Source organism: Paenibacillus oryzisoli (genome assembly GCF_001653565.1).
GTDB lineage: Bacteria > Bacillota > Bacilli > Paenibacillales > NBRC-103111 > Paenibacillus_E > Paenibacillus_E oryzisoli.
Genome location: NZ_LYPB01000050.1, coordinates 271,264 through 294,028, shown reverse-complemented (window position 1 = coordinate 294,028; position 22,765 = coordinate 271,264). Strand labels below are relative to the sequence as shown.

Annotated in this window: 17 protein-coding genes and 1 pseudogene; 15 read left to right on the top strand and 3 right to left on the bottom strand. The window is 47.5% G+C overall.

Features of this window, described 5'->3' with window-relative positions:
• Positions 1–14 precede the first annotated feature (14 nt).
• The 8 genes and pseudogenes from A8708_RS09345 to A8708_RS09310 all read left to right on the top strand — a co-directional run bounded on the left by A8708_RS09345 (position 15) and on the right by A8708_RS09310 (position 8,906).
• Positions 15–1,157 (top strand): Ger(x)C family spore germination protein, encoded by a 1,143-nt coding sequence (locus A8708_RS09345; protein WP_204787498.1) that lies wholly within the window; start codon positions 15–17, stop codon positions 1,155–1,157.
• Between the two features lie 932 nt (positions 1,158–2,089).
• Positions 2,090–3,025, top strand: a complete 936-nt coding sequence (locus tag A8708_RS09340) for a hypothetical protein (RefSeq protein WP_068663210.1) — start codon at positions 2,090–2,092, stop codon at positions 3,023–3,025.
• Between the two features lie 96 nt (positions 3,026–3,121).
• Positions 3,122–3,859, top strand: coding sequence for an ABC transporter ATP-binding protein (locus tag A8708_RS09335; protein ID WP_068663209.1), 738 nt, complete (start codon positions 3,122–3,124; stop codon positions 3,857–3,859).
• Positions 3,852–4,604 (top strand): ABC transporter permease, encoded by a 753-nt coding sequence (locus A8708_RS09330; protein WP_068663208.1) that lies wholly within the window; start codon positions 3,852–3,854, stop codon positions 4,602–4,604. Before A8708_RS09335 ends, A8708_RS09330 begins: the two co-directional genes overlap by 8 nt.
• A gap of 77 nt (positions 4,605–4,681) precedes the next feature.
• Positions 4,682–5,785 (top strand): annotated as a pseudogene (tnpB, locus tag A8708_RS09325) (IS200/IS605 family element RNA-guided endonuclease TnpB).
• Positions 5,786–5,876: 91 nt separating this feature from the next.
• Positions 5,877–7,388, top strand: a complete 1,512-nt coding sequence (locus A8708_RS09320) for a sensor histidine kinase (RefSeq protein WP_239696614.1) — start codon at positions 5,877–5,879, stop codon at positions 7,386–7,388.
• Positions 7,385–8,074, top strand: a complete 690-nt coding sequence (locus A8708_RS09315) for a response regulator transcription factor (protein WP_068663206.1) — start codon at positions 7,385–7,387, stop codon at positions 8,072–8,074. Before A8708_RS09320 ends, A8708_RS09315 begins: the two co-directional genes overlap by 4 nt.
• A gap of 145 nt (positions 8,075–8,219) precedes the next feature.
• On the top strand, positions 8,220–8,906 hold the full coding sequence (locus A8708_RS09310) for an MgtC/SapB family protein (RefSeq protein WP_068663384.1): 687 nt from the start codon (positions 8,220–8,222) through the stop codon (positions 8,904–8,906).
• A 120-nt stretch (positions 8,907–9,026) separates the two neighbouring features.
• Here A8708_RS09310 and A8708_RS09305 read toward each other — a convergent pair whose 3' ends face one another.
• On the bottom strand, positions 9,027–9,479 hold the full coding sequence (locus A8708_RS09305; RefSeq protein WP_068663205.1) for a flavodoxin: 453 nt from the start codon (positions 9,477–9,479) through the stop codon (positions 9,027–9,029).
• 175 nt (positions 9,480–9,654) lie between these two features.
• On the opposite strand from A8708_RS09305, the gene A8708_RS09300 reads away from it, so the two are divergent.
• From A8708_RS09300 to A8708_RS09275, 6 genes are all read left to right on the top strand, one after another.
• Positions 9,655–10,767, top strand: a complete 1,113-nt coding sequence (locus A8708_RS09300; RefSeq protein ID WP_068663204.1) for a helix-turn-helix domain-containing protein — start codon at positions 9,655–9,657, stop codon at positions 10,765–10,767.
• A complete protein-coding gene (locus A8708_RS09295; protein WP_068663203.1) occupies positions 10,764–11,414 on the top strand; it encodes an HD domain-containing protein in 651 nt (216 codons plus the stop codon). Before A8708_RS09300 ends, A8708_RS09295 begins: the two co-directional genes overlap by 4 nt.
• Positions 11,415–12,285: 871 nt before the next feature.
• Complete coding sequence (locus tag A8708_RS09290) at positions 12,286–13,533, top strand: DUF445 domain-containing protein (RefSeq protein ID WP_068663383.1); 1,248 nt, start codon at positions 12,286–12,288, stop codon at positions 13,531–13,533.
• 120 nt (positions 13,534–13,653) lie between these two features.
• Positions 13,654–14,493, top strand: a complete 840-nt coding sequence (locus A8708_RS09285) for an ABC transporter ATP-binding protein (protein WP_068663202.1) — start codon at positions 13,654–13,656, stop codon at positions 14,491–14,493.
• Positions 14,426–15,190 (top strand): ABC transporter permease, encoded by a 765-nt coding sequence (locus A8708_RS09280; RefSeq protein WP_068663201.1) that lies wholly within the window; start codon positions 14,426–14,428, stop codon positions 15,188–15,190. The genes A8708_RS09285 and A8708_RS09280 overlap by 68 nt, the downstream gene beginning before the upstream one ends.
• A gap of 13 nt (positions 15,191–15,203) precedes the next feature.
• Positions 15,204–16,229 carry an ABC transporter substrate-binding protein gene (locus A8708_RS09275; protein ID WP_068663200.1) on the top strand — a complete coding sequence of 342 codons (1,026 nt, stop codon included), beginning with the start codon at positions 15,204–15,206 and terminating at the stop codon, positions 16,227–16,229.
• Positions 16,230–16,396: 167 nt separating this feature from the next.
• Here A8708_RS09275 and A8708_RS09270 read toward each other — a convergent pair whose 3' ends face one another.
• Positions 16,397–17,812: a HAMP domain-containing sensor histidine kinase gene (locus A8708_RS09270; protein WP_068663199.1), complete on the bottom strand. Its 1,416-nt coding sequence runs from the start codon at positions 17,810–17,812 to the stop codon at positions 16,397–16,399.
• On the bottom strand, positions 17,809–18,504 hold the full coding sequence (locus A8708_RS09265) for a response regulator transcription factor (protein ID WP_068663382.1): 696 nt from the start codon (positions 18,502–18,504) through the stop codon (positions 17,809–17,811). Before A8708_RS09265 ends, A8708_RS09270 begins: the two co-directional genes overlap by 4 nt.
• Positions 18,505–18,682: 178 nt before the next feature.
• Between A8708_RS09265 and A8708_RS09260 the strand changes: the two genes are divergently transcribed.
• Positions 18,683–22,693: an S-layer homology domain-containing protein gene (locus tag A8708_RS09260; RefSeq protein WP_068663198.1), complete on the top strand. Its 4,011-nt coding sequence runs from the start codon at positions 18,683–18,685 to the stop codon at positions 22,691–22,693.
• Positions 22,694–22,765: the final 72 nt, after the last annotated feature.

Below are 22,765 nucleotides of genomic sequence, written 5' to 3'. Positions count from 1 at the left end.
GGATAAAATCGCTTTTGACATGGACAGTAGGTGTTGGTGTATTGATTAGCCAGACGGGCTGTTGGGATATGAAAACTATCCAGGATACGAATTACATGACGGCCATTGGTTTTGATTATAAAGATGGGAAATATATTGTATATGGACAAATGTTGGATTTTGCCAGCGTGGCGAAACAAGAAGGTGGACAGTCGGGGAAACCGCCAATGATTTGGGTTGGTAAAGAAGAAGGAGCAACGGTTAGCGATGCTTTTAATAGGCTTTATCGAACGTCTCAGCAGCGCGTTTTTTGGGGACATGTCGGCGCCTATTTGTTCTCCAAGAGTGCACTAGATCAGGGCATTGGTAAATTTACAGACGGGTCCGTACGTTATAGCGAGACCAGATTTACGCAATGGGTATACAGCACGAATGAGTCGATCGAGGCTATTTTCTCAGTAATCCCGTTCTTTAATGTCTCACCGATTAATTCGATACTGATGCAGCCTGTAGAAGCGTTTCGTCAACACTCATTTATTCCCCCTCATCGCTTATTCTGGGTGGCTTCTAAGTTGCGGGAACCTGGGTATACCGTGATGCTTCCCACATTAGACATCGATGATACAGTATGGGCCAAGAATGAAAAGCCAGATTCCAAACTTAGAGTGAACGGCGCTTACAGCTTGAACAAACAATATAAGCTAGAATGGGTATCTGAGAAGCAATTCCTTGGCGCTAGGTGGTTAAATCAATATACAAGTCGTACCCCCATAGTTGTGTATAGAGAAGGGAAGCCGGTTCAAACGGTGAATGTCAAACCAAAGGCTCATATCAAAGTACGCGTGCAGGGTGGCCAAGCCTTTTTTGATATTGAGGTTAAGGCACCTTTAGGAGTTGCTGAAATATTCGAAGGTGTCGGAGAGAGCGAGTTGGAACAATTAGTTGCCAAGCAAATTAAAGAGGAGATTGAGCAGACATTTAAGCTTGGCAAAAGCCGCAGCATTGATGTCTACTCGTTAGAGCATATTTTGTATAGAGATAAGTTCAAAGAGTGGGCGAAAATGACCAATTATGGAGTAAATCCGCTTACTGAGTACGAGCTCGGTAACGTAACGGTGAAAGCCACTGTGCTCCATTCCGGTATGCTCAAGATGAAAGAAAAAACGCCGCAATATTAGTCATATAAGCTGCCTACTGATATACGAAGCTCAGGAGGTAGCTTTTTAATATGTGTGTCGTTGTGCCGCTCACTGAGTAATCTTCATTTGAAACCGTATTCAATATCGGAAATGGGAAATGGGAAATCGTAGCCCGTAGCCCGTAGCCCGTAGCCCGTAGCCCGTAGCCCGTAGCCCGTAGCCCGTAACCAAGGCACCTCGGCCACTTGGTATCCGGCACCGCACATTAACCCTAAGTTGGGATGAGATTGTGAAATAACTGGAAAATATGCAGTTAAAACTGCTTAATTTCGTTGAAAAATGATAATAACTGGATTTTATGTAGCTAATTCGGGCTGATAATCGTGATAACAGGGATTCTGGACATTTTAACTGTATATTTTCCATTTATTATTAATTTTTAAGCTGAAATCGCCAAATTAGCTGGAGTTTTTACAGTTATTCGCTAGTCGCTCCAACAAATCGCCAAGCAACCACCAATCCACTAGTCACTCCAACAAATCGCCAAGCAACCACCAATCCACTAGTCACTCCAACGAACCGCTACGCAGCCACCAATCCACTAGTCACTCCAATAAATCGCCAAGCAGCCACCAATCCACTAGTCACTCCAACGAACCGCTACGCATCCATCATTTACTAGTCACTCCAACGAACCGCCACGCAATCACTAATCCACGTTAATCCTAACAAGCACAAGAAGCTACTCTTCACACTCATATATCACCATGCACCAGCTCTGCCAACTAGTTAATTCCCTGCATCGTAAGCCCTGCACCCCCCCAGTTTAGAAATATTTAAGAATTGTTTTAGACCAGGTTAATAGGCTCTTTAGTGGCAATTAAGTCTTGGGGGCTAAGATAGTCAATATGGAAGCGCAAGACGCGCAGCCAAATTAGAGATAGCGTATGATTACGCGGAGGCAGGACGAGATGAATAAGAAGTTAGCGATGTTGGGATTAGGTGTAGCAGTTGGCAGCATGATGCTAGTTACTTCCGTATATGCAGGTGTAGGCGAAGCGCCCGGGTATGAAGCTTTCAAAACCGCAGTGAAACAAACAGCAACGATTAAGAACGTCACGCGTCAAGTGAACGTGTCCCTTCAGGACAATGGAGCTTCCTTGCTCCAGGTGAAATCAACGATCAAAACCGGTGGAGCGGATCAAGTTGGAAGCGCGCAAGTACAGGTTCAAAGCAGCGATGCGGAGCAGCAAACGATTCAATTCTACAGCCAAGATGGCAAGCAGATTATCAAAACAGCCGATTCAGACGTGTACAAAGTGATTGAAGGTGACAACGCACCAGCGAAGTTCAAAGGGCATAACAAAGGCAATCATACACCGAACCCTGAAGTGGTTAGCGAAGTGGAAAATGTGGTGGATGCTCTAGTTGGCAACTTGAAAAATTACGTCACCATGGACGAAGCAGCCGGGAACGGCAAAGAGATTCATTTCAAGCTTTCCGGCAGCCAAATCTCTCCCGTGGTGAACACAGTAGGCTCACTCCTCATTAAACATGGCACGATGGCCAAAGATGAGCCAATGCCAGCGAAAGCGAACACTTTGGGGATTGACCTTGGGACTCTCAAGAATAGTCTGCCACAACTTGCTTCCGACATCTCCATGGATGAAGTAGAAGTTAACGCAAGCGTGGATAGCGATGACCACATTACGAGCCAATCTGCACAAATTCATTTGTCTGGCAAAGATGAGCAAGGCGCTAAGCACGATGTCGTGCTTAGCATTGATATGACATTGTCCAGCTTGAATTCGACTACGCCGGATACCATTGATTTGAGTGGCAAGCAAGTCGAGAATGTGAAGTTCGATGAGATGTCGGGTCACAAAAAGTGGAGCGACAAGAACTAATCACGAGTCACTTAGCTTAGTAAGTAAACAACATTCGGAAGAGGAGCCGTCAACCTCGGCCCTCTTCCTCATTTCTCTATTGAAAGGCGGAACGGCATGAATCACGTCGCCCAACTCAGTAATGTAACAAAAACATTTAGCAACCTCCGCGGTATCCATCAAGTGAATATGACAGTGCAGCGAGGCGATATCTATGGCTTTTTTGGGCCAAACGGAGCGGGAAAAACAACCGTCATGAAGATCATGACAGGCCTATCACAAGCGCAGCAAGGTGAGGTAAAGCTGTTCGGCTACGACGTGAAAACGCAGTACGAGCAAGCGATGGCGAAAGTCGGCGTATTGATTGAAACGGCAGAAGCGTACACGTACATGAGCGGTAGGAGGAACCTTGAGCAGGCAGCGAGATTGTACCAAGGTGTGAGCAAGCAGCGAATAGACGAAGTGCTCGAGATTGTGGATTTGACCCCTTTTCAGCATGAGAAGGTAGCGGGTTACTCGCTGGGCATGAAGCAAAGACTTGGACTAGCAGCCGCGATGCTCGCTAAGCCGGAACTTCTCATTCTGGATGAGCCGACGAATGGCCTAGATATTGAAGGTATGGTTCACATTCGTGAAATCATCTTGCAGTTAGCACGAGAGGAACGAATTACATTCCTAATCTCCTCCCATCTCATCCACGAAATGGAGTTGATGTGCAATCGTATTGGCATTATCCATCAAGGAAAGCTCGTCCGAGAGGGACTCGTCGTTGATTTGATCGAAGGCAGCCCTTCCTTAGAAGCGGCCTATCTACGTGAAATTCAAGCAGTCAGGGGGCTTGCGGCCAATGCCTAACATTTTAACGGCTAACGTCTGGAATGAGACACTAAAACTAGCCTACAAGAAGAAAACCATCTTCTTTCTAGCCGTCACGTTACTGCTCCCCGTCCTAGCGGGCATCTTGCTTTCGAGATTTCAGGATGGTATCGGTATTGGCGCAATCGCTGCAAAGGACTTTCCTATTGTCATGCTCAGCTTGTTCACGACGATTTTCCTGCCCTTGTTCGTGTTCATGGGTGCCGCTGATGTGTTCTCTGGTGAGATGGGGGACCGTACGATGAAAAATATCCTAACCCGCCCCCTCTCCCGTTTCAAGGTATTTGCATCCAAACAGTTAGCACTGGCCATTTATATCGCCCTATATCTAGTCGTAGCTCTTGTCGCATCGGTGCTCTCTGCACTATTATTTCAGCATTTCGGTGGCATCGGTACACTCGCTAATTGGTTACTTGCTTACAGCGCAGCTTTCGTACCTCTATTAGTCTTAAGCATCGCCGCGGTATGTCTGGCACAATTCTTCTCGAGCAGCAGTTCTGCGCTGACGGTCAGCATCTTGCTATACTTGGCATTCAAGGTAGCGGCGTTCTTCCTCCCGCAGATCGCTACGTACTCACCAACAGCCTACATGGATTGGCATATGCTATGGGTTGGCGGTTCAATGGTGACGAGCAAGATTTACTCGATCTTTATGTTTTTGATAGCGTGCAGTATACTATTTTTTACAGCAGGTTATTATTTGTTTGATAAAAAGGAGTATTAGTCTAAATGATTTAACTATACGAACATATGTGCTATTATGAGTGAACATGTAAAGATGAAAGGAGACCTATTTTCATCATGCTACGTCACAAAACATACAAGTTCCGTATTTACCCTACGCCAGAACAAGCCACACGTATTAACAAGGCGATTGGATGTAGCCGCTTTGTGTTTAATTATTTTCTTACCCTATGGAACGACACTTATCAAGAGACAGGCAAAGGTTTAAGTTATGAAGCATGTTCCGCAGAACTGACAAAATTAAAACAAAAATTAGTTTGGTTAAAAGAACCAGACAAATTTTAACTACAAAATGCATTAAGAAATTTGAGCATTGCTTTCAATCGCTTTTTTAAAAAACAAAGCGATGCGCCTGCATATAAAAGTAAGAAAAATCTTATACAGTCATACCAAACCAATTACTCAAATGGAAACATTGAAATTGTTAACAATCAAATCAAATTGCCTAAATTGGGATTTGTGAAATTTGCTAAAAGTCGTGAAGTCATAGGTCGCATCGTCAACACTACGATTAAACGCAATACATCAGGTACATATTTTGTATCTGTACTGACTGAAGTTGAAATTCAGGAATTACCTATAACAGGCAAAGAAGTTGGCATTGATGTGGGTCTGAAAGATTACGCGATTCTATCCAGTGGTGAAGTGTTTGGCAACCCTAGATTCTTTCGCGTGCTTGAAGAGAAACTGACAAGCGAACAGCGTAAACTGTCACGTAGGATTAAAGACAGTAGCAATTGGAAGAAGCAACGTATGAAAGTAGCACGTATCCACGAAAAGATCGCGAATGCTCGTAAAGACTACTTGCAAAAAATTTCAACGTATATTGTCAAAAACCACGACATCATTGCGATTGAAGATTTGCAAATAGCTAATATGATGAAAAATCATAAATTAGCTAAGTCAATTAGCGAGGTATCTTGGTCGATGTTTCACATCATGCTTGCATATAAAGCGAGATGGTATGGTCGCACAGTTGTGGCTGTGGGTAAAACATATGCATCTTCACAGCTATGTTCCTGCTGTGGTTACAAACATTTAGATGTGAAAAACCTAAATTTGCGAGAGTGGAGTTGTCCCGCTTGTGGAGTGCATCATAATAGAGACTTTAATGCAAGTCTAAATATACTTGCCGAAGGTAAGAGATTGATTGCCGTATAATCCCATTAAACTAACTGTCGGAACGACAGGGTTAGCTTGGTAAATTTCTCTTCGATGGAAGAGACTACCCAAGAATTTCATGACTTTAGCCATGAGAAGTACAAAAAAAGGAGCTCTGAACCCGATGTCGATTCGCGTACGGCTAGTCCTGTCCTATATTGCCATGCTGCTTGTACCGCTTGTGCTCTTTGGGCTAGCCGTCATTCTGATCAGCATCGCCACTTTCGGAAATTTGAAGTCTGTCTTTGATGTCGATTTTTCACAGCATGGCAACCCCATTAAGCGTGTTATTGATCAGGAAGCGGAAAATATGGCTTATATCAAGGCCAAAATTGAAACAGAGCCGGATGCTTTTTTACAGGAAGAGTTTGTGAAGGATTTGAACGAGCGGTTTCACAAAATTAATATGGGCCTGATCATTCGAAAGGATCAATCCATTACGTATGTATCTTCCTATCTGAAGGATAAAGAGGCAGGAGACACCTCGCAGCTCCCACTTTACGGTACACCACCGGGGAAATACCAACGGAATCAAGGTTCCCTGTGGATAACTAGACAACAGGATTTCTTATTTTCGGATCAAAGTAAAGGAACGGTCTTCGTATTCTTAAATGGCGGTCCTTTCCAGAAATATTTGCTCCAATTCTCCAAAACGGTTTTCTTAACGTTTATATTCATTCTCATCGCTACCAACGGTGTGCTGACCTATTTCGTTTCCCGCAGTATTATTAGGCCTTTACGCGCTTTGAAGCGAGCGGCTGAAGACATTAAAGAAGGCAATTTGGACTTCGAAATCGTTCCACAGAGCAAGGATGAGCTTGGCGAGCTCAGCGTGGCATTTGAGGAAATGCGCCGCAAACTGAAGAAATCCGTGGAGCTGCAGCTCCAATATGAGGAGAATCGCAAGGAGCTCATTTCGAATATTTCCCATGATTTGAAAACACCAGTGACGGCAATCAAAGGCTATGTAGAAGGTATCATGGATGGTGTTTCGAATTCACCGGATAAGCTGGATAAGTATATTCGAACTATTTATAACAAAGCGGTGGACATGGATCGGCTGATTGATGAGCTGTTTCTATTTTCCAAGTTGGATCTGGGCAAAGTACCGTTTCAATTCGAAACCGTCGATCTAGGGAACTATGTGCAGGATTGCGCGCAGGAATTACAATTTGATATGGAGAAAAAAGGAGTTCAGTTCACGCTGACCGATCTGCCACAAGAACCGATCCTAGTTACGGCCGATCGTGATAAGCTTAGACGCGTACTTCTAAACATAATAGAAAATGCAATTAAATATAGTGAAGAAGGCAATTGCCAGATTACATTAAGCGTTGTGAGGCAAGACGAATTCGCTGTTATTCAAATCAAGGATAGGGGCCAGGGGATCTCCGAGGAGGCGCTTCCGCATATTTTTGATCGTTTCTATCGTGCTGATCCTTCGCGTAATACGTCAACAGGAGGCAGTGGACTAGGTCTGGCGATTGCAAAGCAAATCATCGAGGAGCATAGTGGGCGCATTGGCGCAACGAGCGTGCTGGGGATGGGCACTACCGTGTTTATGGCTCTGCCACTTTATCAGGGAAAGGGAAGCGAAGGATGAGTCGGATTTTGATTGTAGAAGATGAACAAAGTATCGCTGAGCTAGAACGTGATTACTTGGAAATTAGCGGTTATGTGGTTGATATTGAAACTAGCGGCGAGCGTGGGCTTGAGCGGGCACTGTCAATTGACTATGATCTCGTGATACTCGATCTTATGCTTCCAATTATGGATGGCTTTGAAATTTGCCGGCGCATTCGAAGTGTGAAGGACATTCCAATCGTCATGGTATCTGCGAAGAAGGAAGATATCGACAAGATACGTGGACTCGGACTTGGCGCCGATGACTATATGATCAAGCCGTTTAGCCCAAGTGAACTGGTGGCTAGAGTGAAAGCCCATTTGGCCCGCTACGAAAGGTTAATGGGACGTCGGGAGTCGAAGAACGATGAGGTTCGCATTCGCGGTTTGATGATTGATAAAACAGCGCGGCGCGTGTTTGTGAATGAACGCGAGGTTATGTTCACAACCAAAGAATTCGATCTGCTGACGCATCTTGCGATGAATCCCAATCGGGTGTACAGCAAGGAACAATTGTTTGACCTGTTGTGGGGCATGGATGCCATGGGGGAGATTGCCACAGTGACCGTGCATATCCGTAAGCTGCGTGAGAAAGTGGAGCAGGACCCGTCGAATCCACAATATATTGAAACGATTTGGGGAGCAGGCTATCGCTTCCGAATCTAACGAACGAAGCCTTGGTGGAGTTGCCTAACTCTTCTTGGGCTTTTTGGTTTAGGGCATAAACATTTTCCCATTTGACAAATGGTTATTTACTTCTTTACTTTGTTAAGATATTGTAAAGGTTACTTAACAAGGGGAGCAAGTGATGATGGAGTTTACAGTAGATTTGCATATTTTAATGAAACTTGGGATTTCTGCAATTTTTGGATTAATTATTGGATTGGAACGTGAAATTCGGAATAAGCCACTTGGACTGAAGACGTCACTTGTCATTTGTTTAAGCAGCTGCTTATTAACAATTGTGTCCATTGAATCCGCGAATAAATATGCCGTACAGGGCTTACACGTGATGGACCCCATGAGGTTGGCGGCGCAAGTAGTAAGCGGAATTGGATTTCTCGGCGCAGGTGTTATTCTGCGTAAGCACAATGATGTCATTATTGGTTTGACAACGGCTGCTATGATTTGGGGAGCTGCGGGACTCGGGATTGCAGTTGGAGCGGGATTTTACGTGGAAGCCTTCTTCGGACTTATGCTCATTCTCATTAGTGTAATCGTGTTACCGTATTTTATTAAAAAGACAGGGCCAAGACCGCTGATAATGAAGGATCTTCGTGTGCGTCTCATTGTTTCTCATGAGGGAAATTTAACGACCATTATTAAAGCGATTATTGCCAAAGGTTACAAAATGAAAAGTGTTCATATCAAAGAATTGAACAAAGAACTGCAGGAACTGAATTTCATCGTGTATGTGGATCGCAAATATGCGTCCGAAGTATACGATGAGATGAAGAGCATGACGTACATCGAGATTGCTGAAGTTGAGACGTTGTAAGAAAGGGACCGGATCGTGGCCGCGGAGGCTGTGATCCGGTTTTTTATACATACTAGGGAGATCCCGCTGGCAGAGGCACCTAGCGCACAAAAAATGTGCGCAGGGTGCCTCTGCTATATTTTAGGCTGAAACGTTTAGTGCTGCTGCAAATTTAAGACCTAGCTCATGGCACAATAGCTTCTCATCCTTGGACGGATTAAGTTCCACTTTGAAGCCATCGAATACTTTCTCCCCGCCAATTTCAGCTAACTTCTCTTCAAGAGTATCCACGGCTTTGCCGTAATACGTGTAAGAAGAATCAGCAGAACCGAATACGCCGAACTTCCGTCCTTCCAGATTAATGTCATCCATGTCATCATAGAAATCTTCGAACTCATCTGGTAAATCGCCATCCCCCCACGTATATGCACCGAGGAGAACACCTTCATATTGCTCAAGCTCACTCGCGTTCGTATCCATGACGTTTTTGAGAACAGGCTCGATTCCTGCTTCTTGAATTCCAGCTGCAATTGCCTCTGCGAGTTCTTCTGTATTGCCAGACATGCTTGCGAATACGATGATAATTTTGGACATAGTGGACCTCCTATAGGTTATATAAAGGTTACAAAAAAGCTGCCTATTAACTTCCATTATATTAGTTGATAATGATTATCATTGTCAATATAAAATTTTGGGGGTAACGTACTGTGAAACGATACGACTATGCTTATGATCATGCTACAATAGGGATATTGAGAGGAGATGCGCCATGGAGAATGTTCTACAGCATTTGAAAAACCTTGGCTTCACGGATCTGGAGGCTAAGTGTCTGCACGTATTAGCAGTAAGTGGCACGCAAACTGGCTATGAAATCGCTAAGGGGCTTGGCGTATCGCGTTCGAACGTATATGCAGCTCTACAAAAGCTTGCAGAGAAAGGCGCCGTGCTTACGAGTCATGGTGAACCGACCGTCTATCAAAGCGTGCCGATTGAGGAAATCGGCGAGCGAATGGAAGCGGAGCTGCAAGCCTCCATCCGCTATGTGAAAGAGCATCTGCCTAAACAAGAGACGCATATGTCTGAGTACTTTAGCTTGGAAGGTGAAATCAAGGTAATGGAGCGTATTCGCTCGGAGCTGAGGAAAGCGAAAGAGGAAGCGTTTTGTGATCTGTCCCCAGAAGAAGCGAAGCTGCTGAGAGATGATATACGCGAGGTGTCAGCGCATGGCGTACGAGTCATCGTCATGCCGACACGCGATTCGGGAGCAGGTTTCTACCCATTTGCTCGTAAACGGGGAGATGGGTTGAAGGGGCAGCAGGGGCGGAAGTTCGCGATCCTGATTGATCGCAAGTTGGCGATTATTGGCACGCGCGGCGTCGAAGATCCCACAGTGGCGATGATCACCGAGCATCCAGCGATGGTGGAGTTGTTGTATAATCATTTTTGCAGCAGTGTCGTGTTGCAGGAGCTTCAGCAGGATATGGGAACGAAGCTTGAAGATAAATACGGTAAAAATTTCAAGAAAATCATACAGAAACAGATCGATGGGAAGGTACCTGAACCGAAGAAAACGGATGAGGGTAGAGTGGCTGTGCTTAAGCTACATGCGGGGAATGAGATCGCGGGAGAACTCGGAAGTCTTGATGAGGGAGTATCTGGTGGGGATATTCTGAGTGACGAGAGTGCGAAAGAGGATAAGCTTGGACAGGGGAAGCTAGATGAAAATAGGTCTGGACAAGGGAAGCTGGAAGAAGGTAGGTCAGGGCAGGGGAAGCTGGAAGAGGGTAAGTCAGGACAGGGGAAGCTGGAAGAGGGTAAGTCAGGACAGGGGAAGCTGGAAGAAGGAAAGTCAGGACAAGGGAAGAGGAAGAAGAAGAAATGATGGAACAAGAACGGATCTTACTCGCGGCGGAGACGCTCGTGAAGGAAAAGCTAGAGCGCGATAGTAGCGGCCACGATTGGTGGCATATTTATCGCGTGGTGCAGACGACGAAGCGCATTGCCGCCCAAGAGGGCGCTGACAGCTTCGTGTGCGAGCTTGCGGCGTTGCTTCACGACGTCGTCGACGAGAAGCTTAACGCCGATCCAGCTGCGGCGCAGCGCGAGCTGGAGGCTTGGCTCGCCGCCAGCGGCACGCCGGCGGCGCAGGTCGAACACGTGCTGGAGATTATCAGCACGATGTCTTACAAAGGCGGCGCGCGGCCGCCGATGCGCACGCTTGAAGGCCAGGTCGTGCAGGATGCCGACCGGTTGGATGCCATTGGCGCGGTGGGCATCTCGCGCGTGTTTGCCTACTCGGGCTGGAAGGGCCGCCCGATTCATGATCCTTCCGTCATCGCGCGCGAGCACATGACGGAGGCGGAGTATCGCGGGGGCAATGACACCGCGATTAATCACTTTTACGAGAAGCTCCTCAAGCTGAAGGAGCTTATGAATACGGCCTACGCGAGGCAGCTCGCGGAGGAGCGGCATCGCTTCATGGAGCTATATCTGGGGCAGTTCTATGCAGAGTGGGAAGGCGAGCGTTAAGAATGCATTTAGTGGGAGCCGAGGATGGCTCCCTTTTTTGTTATTTTTTTATACGATGTACTGGATAGGGGGCGTCATTTGTCTGCTCTCCTTTAACTTGTCACTCACTACTCCACCATTCGTCACTCATCCCAGTACTCCAACACTCATTACTTCATCAGCCTACATCATCACCCAGCACTCCATCACCACGCACTCTCACCACGCACTCTCACCACGCACTCTCACCGCTCACCCTTCACCACCACCTACCACTCACTCACACTACTCACCACCCGCCACTCATCTCACGCCAACCCAATCACCCAATTGGCAAATAGATGGATTTTATCCAGTTATTCTTGGCACATTCTCCCATCTACGACAATTAACTGGATTTCCTACAGCTAATCCGAACCAATCAGAAGGAAATGAGGAAAACTGGCGAAATTACCTGTATATTTTCCATTTAAATGCCAAAATGAGCGAAAATACACAAGATTACCTACATAAAATCCAGTTATTTCGTACAAGGGAGTGTAGGATGTGAAGTAAACCAACGGTTCACCATCTGTGATAGCGCAATGTATTGCTAGCATGGAAGTAAGATGAATTTGTTTGAAACAAATGCAACACATGTGGGGGGAGTAACGGCAGCGAAAAGGCGGTAAAGCAACAGTTGTCTCTGTCTACTACTGCTCACGGTTGTTTTCGGTCTAATCTGCTACGCAACGCGCAACATTGCGTCATCGACGAGTATGTTCTCCTCAAACAAGTGGCAGTCTGTGCTCAATTCCCCCCCCTTCCAACCCCGCTACCACGTTTCTTTCCAAAATGTGATAAAATAATAAGAATGATTCATCAACCTCACGAGGAAAGAGATGTTATGACGATGAAAAAAGAAGCAAAGTATATAGCAACGGTTTCACTTGGTGTTATGGGCGCGGGCTTTCTGGCCACGATCCCAGTATCTGATACCGTATGGGGCACGTTCCTGCAAGGCGGCTTCGAAGCAGGGGTCGTCGGCGGTCTGGCCGACTGGTTCGCAGTCAGCGCCTTGTTCCGCCACCCGCTGGGCATTCCCATCCCGCACACGGCGCTGCTGCCGAACAATCGGGAGAAGATTACGAAGGCGCTCGTATCTACCGTGCAGAATGAGCTGCTCTCCAAAGAAACGATTCGTGCTCGCCTGCAGCAAATCCAGTTCTTGGAGCGCGGTCTAGAACTGGCAGACAAGCAATTGGACAATGCGTCCCTGCACAAAGGGCTCACTACGCTCGCTAAGCAAGCGCTTCAAGCAATTGACTTAGAGAAATTAACCCCTCTCTTAGCAGAGGAAATTCATAAAGCGATCCAAGATGTAGATGCAAGCCGACTTGTACGCACCCTCGTGGACAGCATCCAAGATGGCGGATACGACGGCAAGACATTCGATTTTGTCCTAGACAAAGTGGCTGCTTGGGCGATCAAAGCGGATACACGTGATCAGTTAGGCGCGATGGCGATCAAGGCGTTTGAAGGCTTACAGTCCAATGGCTTTATGGCGTTTGCTGTGAATGCCTTTATCGGGATGGTGAACGAGGAGAAAATCGGTGGTATTATCCAGAATTTCGTACTCTCCTACATCGAACAAATGCGTACGAAAAACCATCCGCGCCGAGAATCTGTACTCACGTTTATCCGTAGCGAACTGCACAAGTTAGAACGTAATCCACAGTTGCTAGCTGAACTAGAAAAACTAAAAGCCAAGCTTCCTGAGCTGTTCGATCTCGATGAGAAGCTAGCGCATTTACTCACTAAACTCAAAGAAAAAGCCGAAGCTTTCATCGACGAGCCCGACTTTGTTCCTGGGCATGTAGTGCCGATCATACGCAAAATGCTCCTATCCATCCGTGAAAACCCGGATATGCTGCATCGCGGCGAGAACTGGATTCAAGAGCAGATCGCCTCCTATGTAGAACAAAACCACAGTAAAATCGGCCAACTGGTGAAAGAGAACTTAGACAAACTCGACAACGAGAAGTTGACGGTGCTCATGGAAGAGAAGATCGGCAGCGATCTGCAGTGGATTCGAGTGAATGGTGCCATTTGTGGATTCATCATCGGGTTAGGCTTGGCAGGCTTAAAAATGTTATTCTAAGTAGATTTGAAAGTATATGGTTTATACTTTTGCTTCGCATCTACCTTGGTAAACGCGCTTGTCCTTAAAGGACAACGGATTCGTTTATCCTGGGTGCGACAACGTAGGGGATGAGAGAGCTTGATCGAGATTAAGGGAGTCAGCAAAACGTTTGTTCAGCGCATCGGCGGCAGCTATAAAGCGTTGGATGATATCACATTGACGATAAATAAAGGGGAGTTCGTCTCGCTGCTAGGTCCATCAGGCTGTGGGAAATCGACGGTTCTGAATCTTGTGGCAGGGTTTGATTCACAGTCTGAAGGCAGTATTCAAGTCAATGGGAAAAAGGTAACAGGCGCTGGCGCGGATCGCGTCGTTGTTTTTCAGGAGCATGGGTTGTTCCCGTGGCTGACGGTTCTCGACAATGTGGCCTTCGGCCTGAAGCAGAAGGGAATAGCCAAGAAAGAGCGCCATGAAATGGCTATGGAGCAGATCAAAGCCGTGCATCTAAGCCGCTTCGCGGATAGGTATCCGCATGAACTCTCAGGCGGGATGAAGCAGCGTGCAGCGATTGCCAGAGCGCTCGCGATGGATCCGGAAATACTGCTGATGGACGAGCCTTTCGCGGCACTCGATGAGCAGACACGCCTTATTTTGCATAAAGAATTGGAAGAAATATGGATGCGTACGCGCAAAACGATTCTCTTCATTACCCACAATATTCGCGAAGCGGTCATCCTGTCGGATCGGGTTCTGGTGATGTCTACACGTCCCGGCACGATCAAGAAGGAGTTCACTGTCAAAGCAGCGAGACCTCGCGATAGCGCAGATTCCGTGCTCCATCATATGGAAGCGTTGATTATGGACGCACTGGCGGATGAGCTGGAGAAAGTTGTGAGAGAGGAGACTGGCGATGAGTACAGCATTAAGAAGAACGATTTTTCTGGTACTGCTTCTGATAGCTTGGGAGGCGGGATATAGAATTTTCGACTGGGGCTGGAAATTTCCTTCGGTTTCCCAGACGTTGCAAGCTTTCTACGATGGTATCGTACACGGCGAGCTGCTGCAAGCAGCGGGTGCGAGTATGCTGCGACTCCTCATTTCCTTTGCTTTGTCACTCGTCATTGGAACGACGTTAGGGTTTCTATTCGCTAGATATCGTTGGCTCGATGACACGTTAGGTTTCCTAGTCGTTTCTTTGCAGACAATTCCGAGTATTGCTTGGTTGCCTTTTGCTATTATTTGGTTCGGTCTTAACGAAACCTCCGTTATTTTCATCACGACACTCGGGGCTACATGGACGATGGCCTTAGCCAGCCGTACAGGAATTAAGAATATTCCGCCGATTTATTTGCGCGCCGCTCAGACGATGGGGACGGGCAATGGCTTTAACCTATTTCTACAGGTGATGATTCCAGCTTCCTTTCCTCATTTGATCAACGGTGTACGTACAGCATGGGCATTCGCTTGGCGGGCACTCGTTGCAGGTGAGTTGATTGCGAAAGGGGCGGGGTTAGGGCAACTTTTGCAGGATGGACGGAATCTCGGTGACACCTCGCTCATGCTCTGTATCGTTATTATTATCGCTGTCCTAGGCACAGTTTCAGATCATTTCTGTTTCAAAAAACTAGAAGATAAAGTGCTAGAGCGCTACGGCCTCGCTGGCTCCAAGTCGTAGGGGAGTGGGCGTCATGACAAAGTGCGTCAAAGTACTTCTGCTACTACTCTTCACTATGACTCTCCTGAGCGCCTGTGACGAGAAGCTGACAGCAACAGGCAAGCCACAAGTCGTTCGAGTCGGTGTGTTCAAAAATGTGACCCATGCCGCAGCGTACATCGCGCTGGAAAAAGGTTACTTTGCCCGCGAATGGGGCGACGAAGTGAAAATCGAAGTGACACCTTTCGATAACGGTTCCGATCTGTCCATCGCGATGGCGACGGGGGATATCGACGTTGGATTCGTAGGGCCAGGACCTGCGACCACCTTTTTTCTGAAAAGCGGTAATTTCCGAGTAGTCTCTGGGTCTAACAACGGCGGTGCCGTGCTGGTAGCGAGATCGGACTCAGGTATCCAGACGACCGCAGATTTACGAGATAAAACCATCGCGATCCCAGCCAAGGGGAATACGAACGAAATTTCACTGCGTTTGCTGCTTGGGCAAGCAGGCATTGGGCTTGGCAGAGGCAAGGAAAACGCGCATCTCATTGTTCGCTCACCGGCGGATACGCTGATCTCTTTCCGCCAGAAAGAAATCGATGCTGCGTTGGTTCCAGAACCTTGGGGCCCCCAGATTGAGAAGGCTGGGCTCGGTAAAGTCGTTGCCGATTGGCAGGCGATCCCGCCAAACAATGGCGACTATCCAACTGTGATTATGGTTGCGAGTGACGTCTTTATCGCCAAGCATCGCGAGATTGTGAAGGGCGCGATCAAAGCTAATCTGGACGGGATTGCTTTCATTCAGAACAGCCCTGACCAAGCCTATGATCTAATTAACAACCAGCTGAAACAATACAGCGGTAAAGGCATGGATAAAAGCTTGATTAAAGCATCGCTCAGCCGCCTCAAATTGACCACTGACGTTGAAGTCAAAGTGATGGAAGAGATGGCGAAAGTGTCCATCGACGCGAGATACATCAAAGGCATAAAGCCGGAGGAGCTGGACTTGAGCAAGTTCGTGGACCTCTCATTGCTGGCCGAAGTGAAGGCTGGAAAATAAGAAGGCTCGTTACATCTACTTAATTTTCTAACCATGGGCAGTAAAGTATAAGAAACACCCAGTTGACCAGATGGTTAACTGGGTGTTTCTTATTGTGGGGCATTATCTTAATAAGTTGGCTATATTTCTCGATAAACGCTCCCGTCCTCCAAGGACAGCGTAGCCGTTTATTTTGGTTCTTCCCGTTTCGGCAGCTTAATTTGAAACGCGGTCTCCTCATAGGGAATACTCGTCAGTTGAACGCTCCCATGATGCGCTTCCGTGATTTCCTTCACGATAGAAAGTCCAATGCCAAGGCCTTCACCTTTTCTTCCCCGATCTATACGATAGAATCGTTCAAAGATACGTTCCTGTTCTTCCAGAGAAACTCCTTTGCCCCTGTCCTTCACCGTGATGCACACAGCTTGCTCTTCTTCAAACAACTCGATGTGGAGATAATGCCCATCTTTCCCATAACGAATGGCATTATCGAGCAGGTTGCGGATCATCCTCTCAATTAGCGATGGGTCTATATCGGCATACACTTCATTTTCCGGTAGTTCCACTTTTAGCATGAATTCGTGTTCATCTATGACGAGAAGGTAATCTGAGGCGATCTTTCGAATGAGCTCAGACAAGTTATGAGTGGAAACCTGGATCTCCAACGTATCGGCATCCTGTCGCGAGACGTCCAGTATTTGATCAAGCAATTTGTCCATGTATAGGGAACGCTGATGAATGATTTTAGCGCTGATCTGCAGTTCCTTCTCATCTTTATATTGGCGGTTTCGGATCACCTCGGCATAGCCGAGCATCATGGTTAGAGGGGTTCGCAGGTCGTGGGACAAATTAGACAGCAGAAGCTTGCGATTATTCTCCAATTGCTCAATTTGAGCGACTTGCGTCCGTATCCTTCGAGTCATGTCATTATAATGCCGAGTGAGATGACCAATTTCATCCTTTGAGTTATCCTTGAGCTCCATATCATTACTTTGGATGTTAACCTGATTCAAGGCCATATTTAACTTGTGAATACGTCGATTAATAGAGTAGAAATACCATGAAGACAGTAAGTAAGGTATTAAAAGTGCGACCAATAAAGGTAATGCAAAAATAAAAAGTACTGCGAAGGTACGAATGTAGAAATACATTTGGCCCGGCTTTAAAGCAGTAGTAGGCAATCCCATTAGTAAATAATAGGTTTCCCCATTCTGTTCTGCTGCATAGGCCAGTGTAACCTGATCCCCGTCGGTCGATAGCGTGTACCGCATGTCGAGAAAACGATCGGCCAGTTCTTTAAACTGATAATGTTTCATTATGCCGGAAGAGTCGTATATCGCTGTGCCATCAGAGGCGATCCATTCAAAGCGGATTTTCGGATGCTCCTTGGAAAAAGGTGTTAAAGCTGATTCAATTCCATGCTTACTGAATACTTGCTGCTCCTGGGCGGATTCCAGTACGGAATGTGCAATATTGTCCAAAATATGTAAGGAGTATCCGTTATTAGCAATATTTGCTATAGATTTGAAGAGAATGAGGAATACAACCAGGCTTACTAAGTAGCTGGAAATGACGGAAATCCACATTTTAGTACGAAGTTTCATAATCCATCTCCCGAAAAACGATAACCGACACTTCGGATAGTATGAATATGCTGAGGAGAAGAGGATAGAGGTTCTAGCTTTTTGCGTAGTCGATTCATAAAAACGCTTAACGTGTTATCATCATAATTTTCGTGATTCCAGATTTGCTGATAGATTTCTCTTTTGGTTAACACGCGATCGGGATTTCTCATAAACAAATGAGTGAGTTCACACTCCATCTGAGTCAAGGTATATCTTTCTCCATTATTAATAAGGAGTAGATTGTCAACATCGAGTTCCAAATTATTCAGTTTAATCACAGGGGTTCTGAGATGAGCCTTGGGACGTAGTCGTCTGAGATTGGTTTGCAAACGGGCAATAAGTTCCATCGGACTAAAGGGTTTGGTAACGAAATCTACTGCGCCAAGACCGAGTGCGGTGATCTTGTGTTCTTCGTCTCTTCTGGCACTAAGTACGATGACTAGCAGGTCCGATTCATTCTCTCGCAGATAGTTTAAGACCTCGAACCCGTTTCGGTCATCCATCATCAGATCGAGAATCATCAGACTAAAAGGAGTTCCCTTTAATTGCACTATTGCTTCCTGTCCTGATGCAGCTTCGAAAGCTTCCATTCCGGCTTGTTCGACGTGAATACGGATGAGCTGACGGATTTCGGATTCGTCGTCAACGATTAGAATTTTGTCTGGGTTCATAGTACTAGTGTCACACTCCATTGTTACGACTCTTTTGTACAGTATATCAAGTCACCAAAAGAAAGAGTAGCATACAACTCTACATTTCATTAAGAATTCATTAATAAATCTATTCCTCGCTGTTGTTATGATTTTATTGACTATATTCAGATTTCAAGAAAAGGTGAGGATAGTAATAATGATCAGACGTTGTATATTTTTATTCACGGTATTATTTATTGCAGCTGGAATTATTCCCATTTTGGCTTCGGCAGCTTCTTTTGATCAGTGGGATACTCGGAGTCCGTTGCCCACGGGTAATACTCTTGAGTATGTCACCTACGGCAACGGTACGTATGTAGCGGTGGGGGAGGATGGAACGATATTGACCTCCAGTGACGGGGCAAGTTGGACGAGCCGCACGTCGGGCACTACGCGTAATCTTGAGGGCGTTACCTACGGCAACGGCACATATGTGGCGGTGGGTTCCGGTGGGACAATATTGACCTCCAGTGACGGAGCGAGCTGGACGATGAGCACGTCGGACACCCCGTATGTTCTTAATGGTGTAACATTCGGAAATAGTTTGTTCGTGGCGGTGGGGGGCAATGGAACGATAGTGACCTCCAGTGACGGGGTGAGCTGGACGAACCGCACGTCGGACACCACAAATGCCCTTTATGGTGTCACCTACGGCAACCTCATGTATGTGGCGGTAGGGTCAAGTGGGACGATAATGACCTCCAGTGACGGAGTGGACTGGACGATTGGTACGTCGGGCACCACGAATGATCTTAAGGGCGTCTCCTACGGCAACCTCACGTATGTGGCGGTGGGGTTAAGTGGAACGATATTGACCTTCAGTGCCGGGGAGAGCTGGATGAGCCGCACGTCTGGCACCACGGATCATTTTTTTGACGTGACCTATGGCAACGGCACATATGTGGCGGTGGGTTACGGTGGGAGGATAGTGACCTCCAGTAACGGAGTGAGCTGGACGAGCCGCACGTCTGGCAACACAAATTCTCATCGCGGCGTGACCTACGGTAATCTCACGTATGTGACGGTGGGTTTTTTTGGAACGACATTGACCTCCAGTGACGGAGTGAGCTGGACGAATCGCACGTCTGGCACCACGGAGGATCTTAAGGGCGTGACCTATGGCAACGGCACGTATGTGGCGGTGGGGAACAGTGGAACGATATTGACCTCTAGTGATGGAGCGAGCTGGATGAGCCGCACGTCTGGCACCACGAGAATACTTGAGGACGTCACCTTCGGCAACGGCACGTATGTGGCGGTGGGTTTCAGCGGGACGATACTGACCTCCGGAGACGGAGCTAGCTGGACGAGCCGCACGTCAGACAGCTTTAATTTTCTTTATGGTGTGACCTACGGCAACGGCATGTATGTGGCGGTGGGGGACAGTGGAACGATATTGACCTCCAGTGACGGAGCGATCTGGACGAGCCGTACGTCAGGCACCACGCATGCTCTTTATGGCGTGACCTATGGCAACGGCATGTATGTGGCGGTGGGGGATAGTGGAACGTTATTAACCTCCAGTAATGGAACGAGTTGGACAAACCTCACGTCGGGCACCCCGAATGAACTTAATGGTGTGACCTACGGCAACGGTACTTATGTGGCGGTGGGTTACGGTGGGAGGATAGTGACCTCCAGTGACGGAGTGATCTGGACGAGCCAAACGTCAGGCACCACAAAAAATCTTTTTGACGCCACCTACAGCAACGGCACATATGTAGTGGTGGGGGGAACGATAGTGACCTCCAGTGATGGAGCGAGCTGGACGAATCGCACGCCGGGCACCACGCATCTTCTTGATGGCGTCACCTACGGCAACGGCACATATGTGGCGGCTGGGTACAGAGGAGCGATTTTGCAAAACGTTCAGGCAGCCCCGAACACAGCGCCGCCAACAGCAACCGCTGGCATTACAGGAACCGCGCAAGTAGGGGTGTCATTGATCGGTATGCATACGTTCAGTGACGCAGATGCTGGAGATTCGGAAGGCACGTCCACATACAAATGGTTGAGCAGCTCAGATGGCGTAACGTATACCGCAATTGTAGGGGCAACAAGCACAACGTATACGCCAGTGGCTGGTGACCAAGGGAAGACGATGAAATTTGAAGTGACACCCGTGGACAACCATGGATTGGCTGGAACGCCGGTGACAAGCGCAGCGACGGCGGCAGTAGCGGCTGCGGTGCCAGCCCCGAACACCGCGCCAACGACAACCGCTAGCATTACAGGAACCGCGCAAGTAGGGGTGTCATTGATCGGTATGCATACGTTCAGTGACGCAGATGCCGGAGATTCGGAAGGCACGTCCACATACAAATGGTTAAGCAGCTCAGATGGCGTAACGTATACCGCAATTGTAGGGGCAACAAGCACAACGTATACGCCAGTGGCTGGTGACCAAGGGAAGACGATGAAATTTGAAGTGACACCCGTGGACAACCATGGATTGGCTGGAACGCCAGTGACAAGCGCAGCGACGGCGGCAGTAGCAGCTGCGGTGCCAGCCCCGAACACCGCGCCAACGACAACCGTTAGCATTACAGGAACGGCTCAAGTAGGAGTGTCATTGACCGGCACGCATACGTTCAGCGACGCAGATGCTGGAGACTCGGAAGGCACATCCACATACAGATGGTTGAGCAGCTCAGATGGCGTAACGTATACCGCAATTGCAGGAGCAACAAGCACAACGTATACGCCAGTGGCCGGCGACCAAGGGAAAACGATGAAATTTGAAGTGACACCCGTGGACAACCATGGATTGGCTGGAACGCCAGTGACAAGCGCAGCGACGGCGGCAGTAGCAGCTGCGGTGCCAGCCCCGAACACCGCGCCAACGACAACCGTTAGCGTTACAGGAACGGCTCAAGTAGGAGTGTCATTGACCGGCACGCATACGTTCAGCGACGCAGATGCTGGAGACTCGGAAGGCACATCCACATACAAATGGTTGAGCAGCTCAGATGGCGTAGCGTATACCGCAATTGCAGGAGCAACAAGTGCAACGTATACGCCAGTGGCCGGCGACCAAGGGAAAACGATGAAGTTTGAAGTGACGCCCGTGGACAACCATGGATTGGCTGGAACGCCAGTGACAAGCGCAGCGACGGCGGCAGTAGCGGCGTCTGTTGTACCACAGGGAGGCGGTGGTGGTGACCTAACACCACCAGATGATAGCAAACTAATCTCAGCAAATGGTGAATTATTGCTTCCTACAGGTAAAGCAGGCGAGGTTCAATTAGGTGATGGTGAGATTAAGATTGAAATTCCGGCAAATGCAACAGACAAAGAATTAAAAATAACGATCGAAAAACTATTGGAAACGCAAAATCTACTATTGAATAAAGAGGTTCTAGTCAGCCCGATCTTTGAGGTTTTGAAAAACTTCGCAGAGAACTTTAAAAAGCCGGTCTCTCTGACTTTTACTTTTGAACCGACAAAATTGAATGCTGACCAGAAGCCATCTGTATTTTACTATGACGAAATGAAGAAGGAATGGGTGAAAGTCGGCGGCAAGGTTGACGGCGATCACATCACCGTAGATGTCAATCACTTTACGAAATATGCGGTATTCGCTGTAGACATAGCGGCAGCTGTGCCAACAGGGGACACGAAACCGACGATTAACTTTAACGATATCTCCGAACACTGGGCGGAGGCAAGCATCAAGCAAGCGGTAAGCAGCGGAGTCGTCACTGGTTATCCGGACGGCACTTTTAAGCCAGGTTCTACCGTGAGTCGCGCGGAATTCGCGGTCATGCTGATGAATGCCCTGAAGCCGCAAGAAGCAGAAGCGGAGCTGACTTTTACAGATACGGCGAAGATCGGCGCATGGGCGCAGAAAGCAGTCGCGCAAGCGGTGAAAGCTGGGGTCATTAAAGGTTATGAGGACGGTTCTTTCCGTCCGGATGAGGAAATTACACGCGCTGAGATGGTAGCGATGATCGCGAATGCGCTCAGTCTAAACGTTGAGTCGAATATCGCAACAGGTTTTGCAGACGACAAGGATATTCCGGCTTGGGCGAGAGGCGCAGTTGCAGCTGTGAAGCAACTTGGCTTTGTAGAGGGAAAAGGAGCGAACGAATTTGATGCGAATGGTAAAACAACAAGAGCAGAGGCTGTAACGGTTCTGCTGAAGATGCTGGCACACAAGAGCAAGTAAAGGTAAATCGTCAGTCCAAAATGATTGTAGATTTAAATAACAAGGGTTATCCTTTAAGCAGTAGAATAAACT

Excerpts from the sequence above, each read along its gene's own strand:
- A8708_RS09265 (WP_068663382.1), bottom strand. The coding sequence starts at position 18,504 with ATGAACCCAGACAAAATTCTAATCGTTGACGACGAATCCGAAATCCGT.
- A8708_RS09340 (WP_068663210.1), top strand. The coding sequence starts at position 2,090 with ATGAATAAGAAGTTAGCGATGTTGGGATTAGGTGTAGCAGTTGGCAGC.
- A8708_RS09315 (WP_068663206.1), top strand. The coding sequence starts at position 7,385 with ATGAGTCGGATTTTGATTGTAGAAGATGAACAAAGTATCGCTGAGCTA.
- A8708_RS09335 (WP_068663209.1), top strand. The coding sequence starts at position 3,122 with ATGAATCACGTCGCCCAACTCAGTAATGTAACAAAAACATTTAGCAAC.
- A8708_RS09320 (WP_239696614.1), top strand. The coding sequence starts at position 5,877 with ATGAGAAGTACAAAAAAAGGAGCTCTGAACCCGATGTCGATTCGCGTA.
- A8708_RS09305 (WP_068663205.1), bottom strand. The coding sequence starts at position 9,479 with ATGTCCAAAATTATCATCGTATTCGCAAGCATGTCTGGCAATACAGAA.
- A8708_RS09270 (WP_068663199.1), bottom strand. The coding sequence starts at position 17,812 with ATGAAACTTCGTACTAAAATGTGGATTTCCGTCATTTCCAGCTACTTA.
- A8708_RS09300 (WP_068663204.1), top strand. The coding sequence starts at position 9,655 with ATGGAGAATGTTCTACAGCATTTGAAAAACCTTGGCTTCACGGATCTG.
- A8708_RS09310 (WP_068663384.1), top strand. The coding sequence starts at position 8,220 with ATGGAGTTTACAGTAGATTTGCATATTTTAATGAAACTTGGGATTTCT.
- A8708_RS09330 (WP_068663208.1), top strand. The coding sequence starts at position 3,852 with ATGCCTAACATTTTAACGGCTAACGTCTGGAATGAGACACTAAAACTA.
- A8708_RS09280 (WP_068663201.1), top strand. The coding sequence starts at position 14,426 with ATGAGTACAGCATTAAGAAGAACGATTTTTCTGGTACTGCTTCTGATA.
- A8708_RS09260 (WP_068663198.1), top strand. The coding sequence starts at position 18,683 with ATGATCAGACGTTGTATATTTTTATTCACGGTATTATTTATTGCAGCT.
- A8708_RS09290 (WP_068663383.1), top strand. The coding sequence starts at position 12,286 with ATGAAAAAAGAAGCAAAGTATATAGCAACGGTTTCACTTGGTGTTATG.
- A8708_RS09275 (WP_068663200.1), top strand. The coding sequence starts at position 15,204 with ATGACAAAGTGCGTCAAAGTACTTCTGCTACTACTCTTCACTATGACT.
- A8708_RS09295 (WP_068663203.1), top strand. The coding sequence starts at position 10,764 with ATGATGGAACAAGAACGGATCTTACTCGCGGCGGAGACGCTCGTGAAG.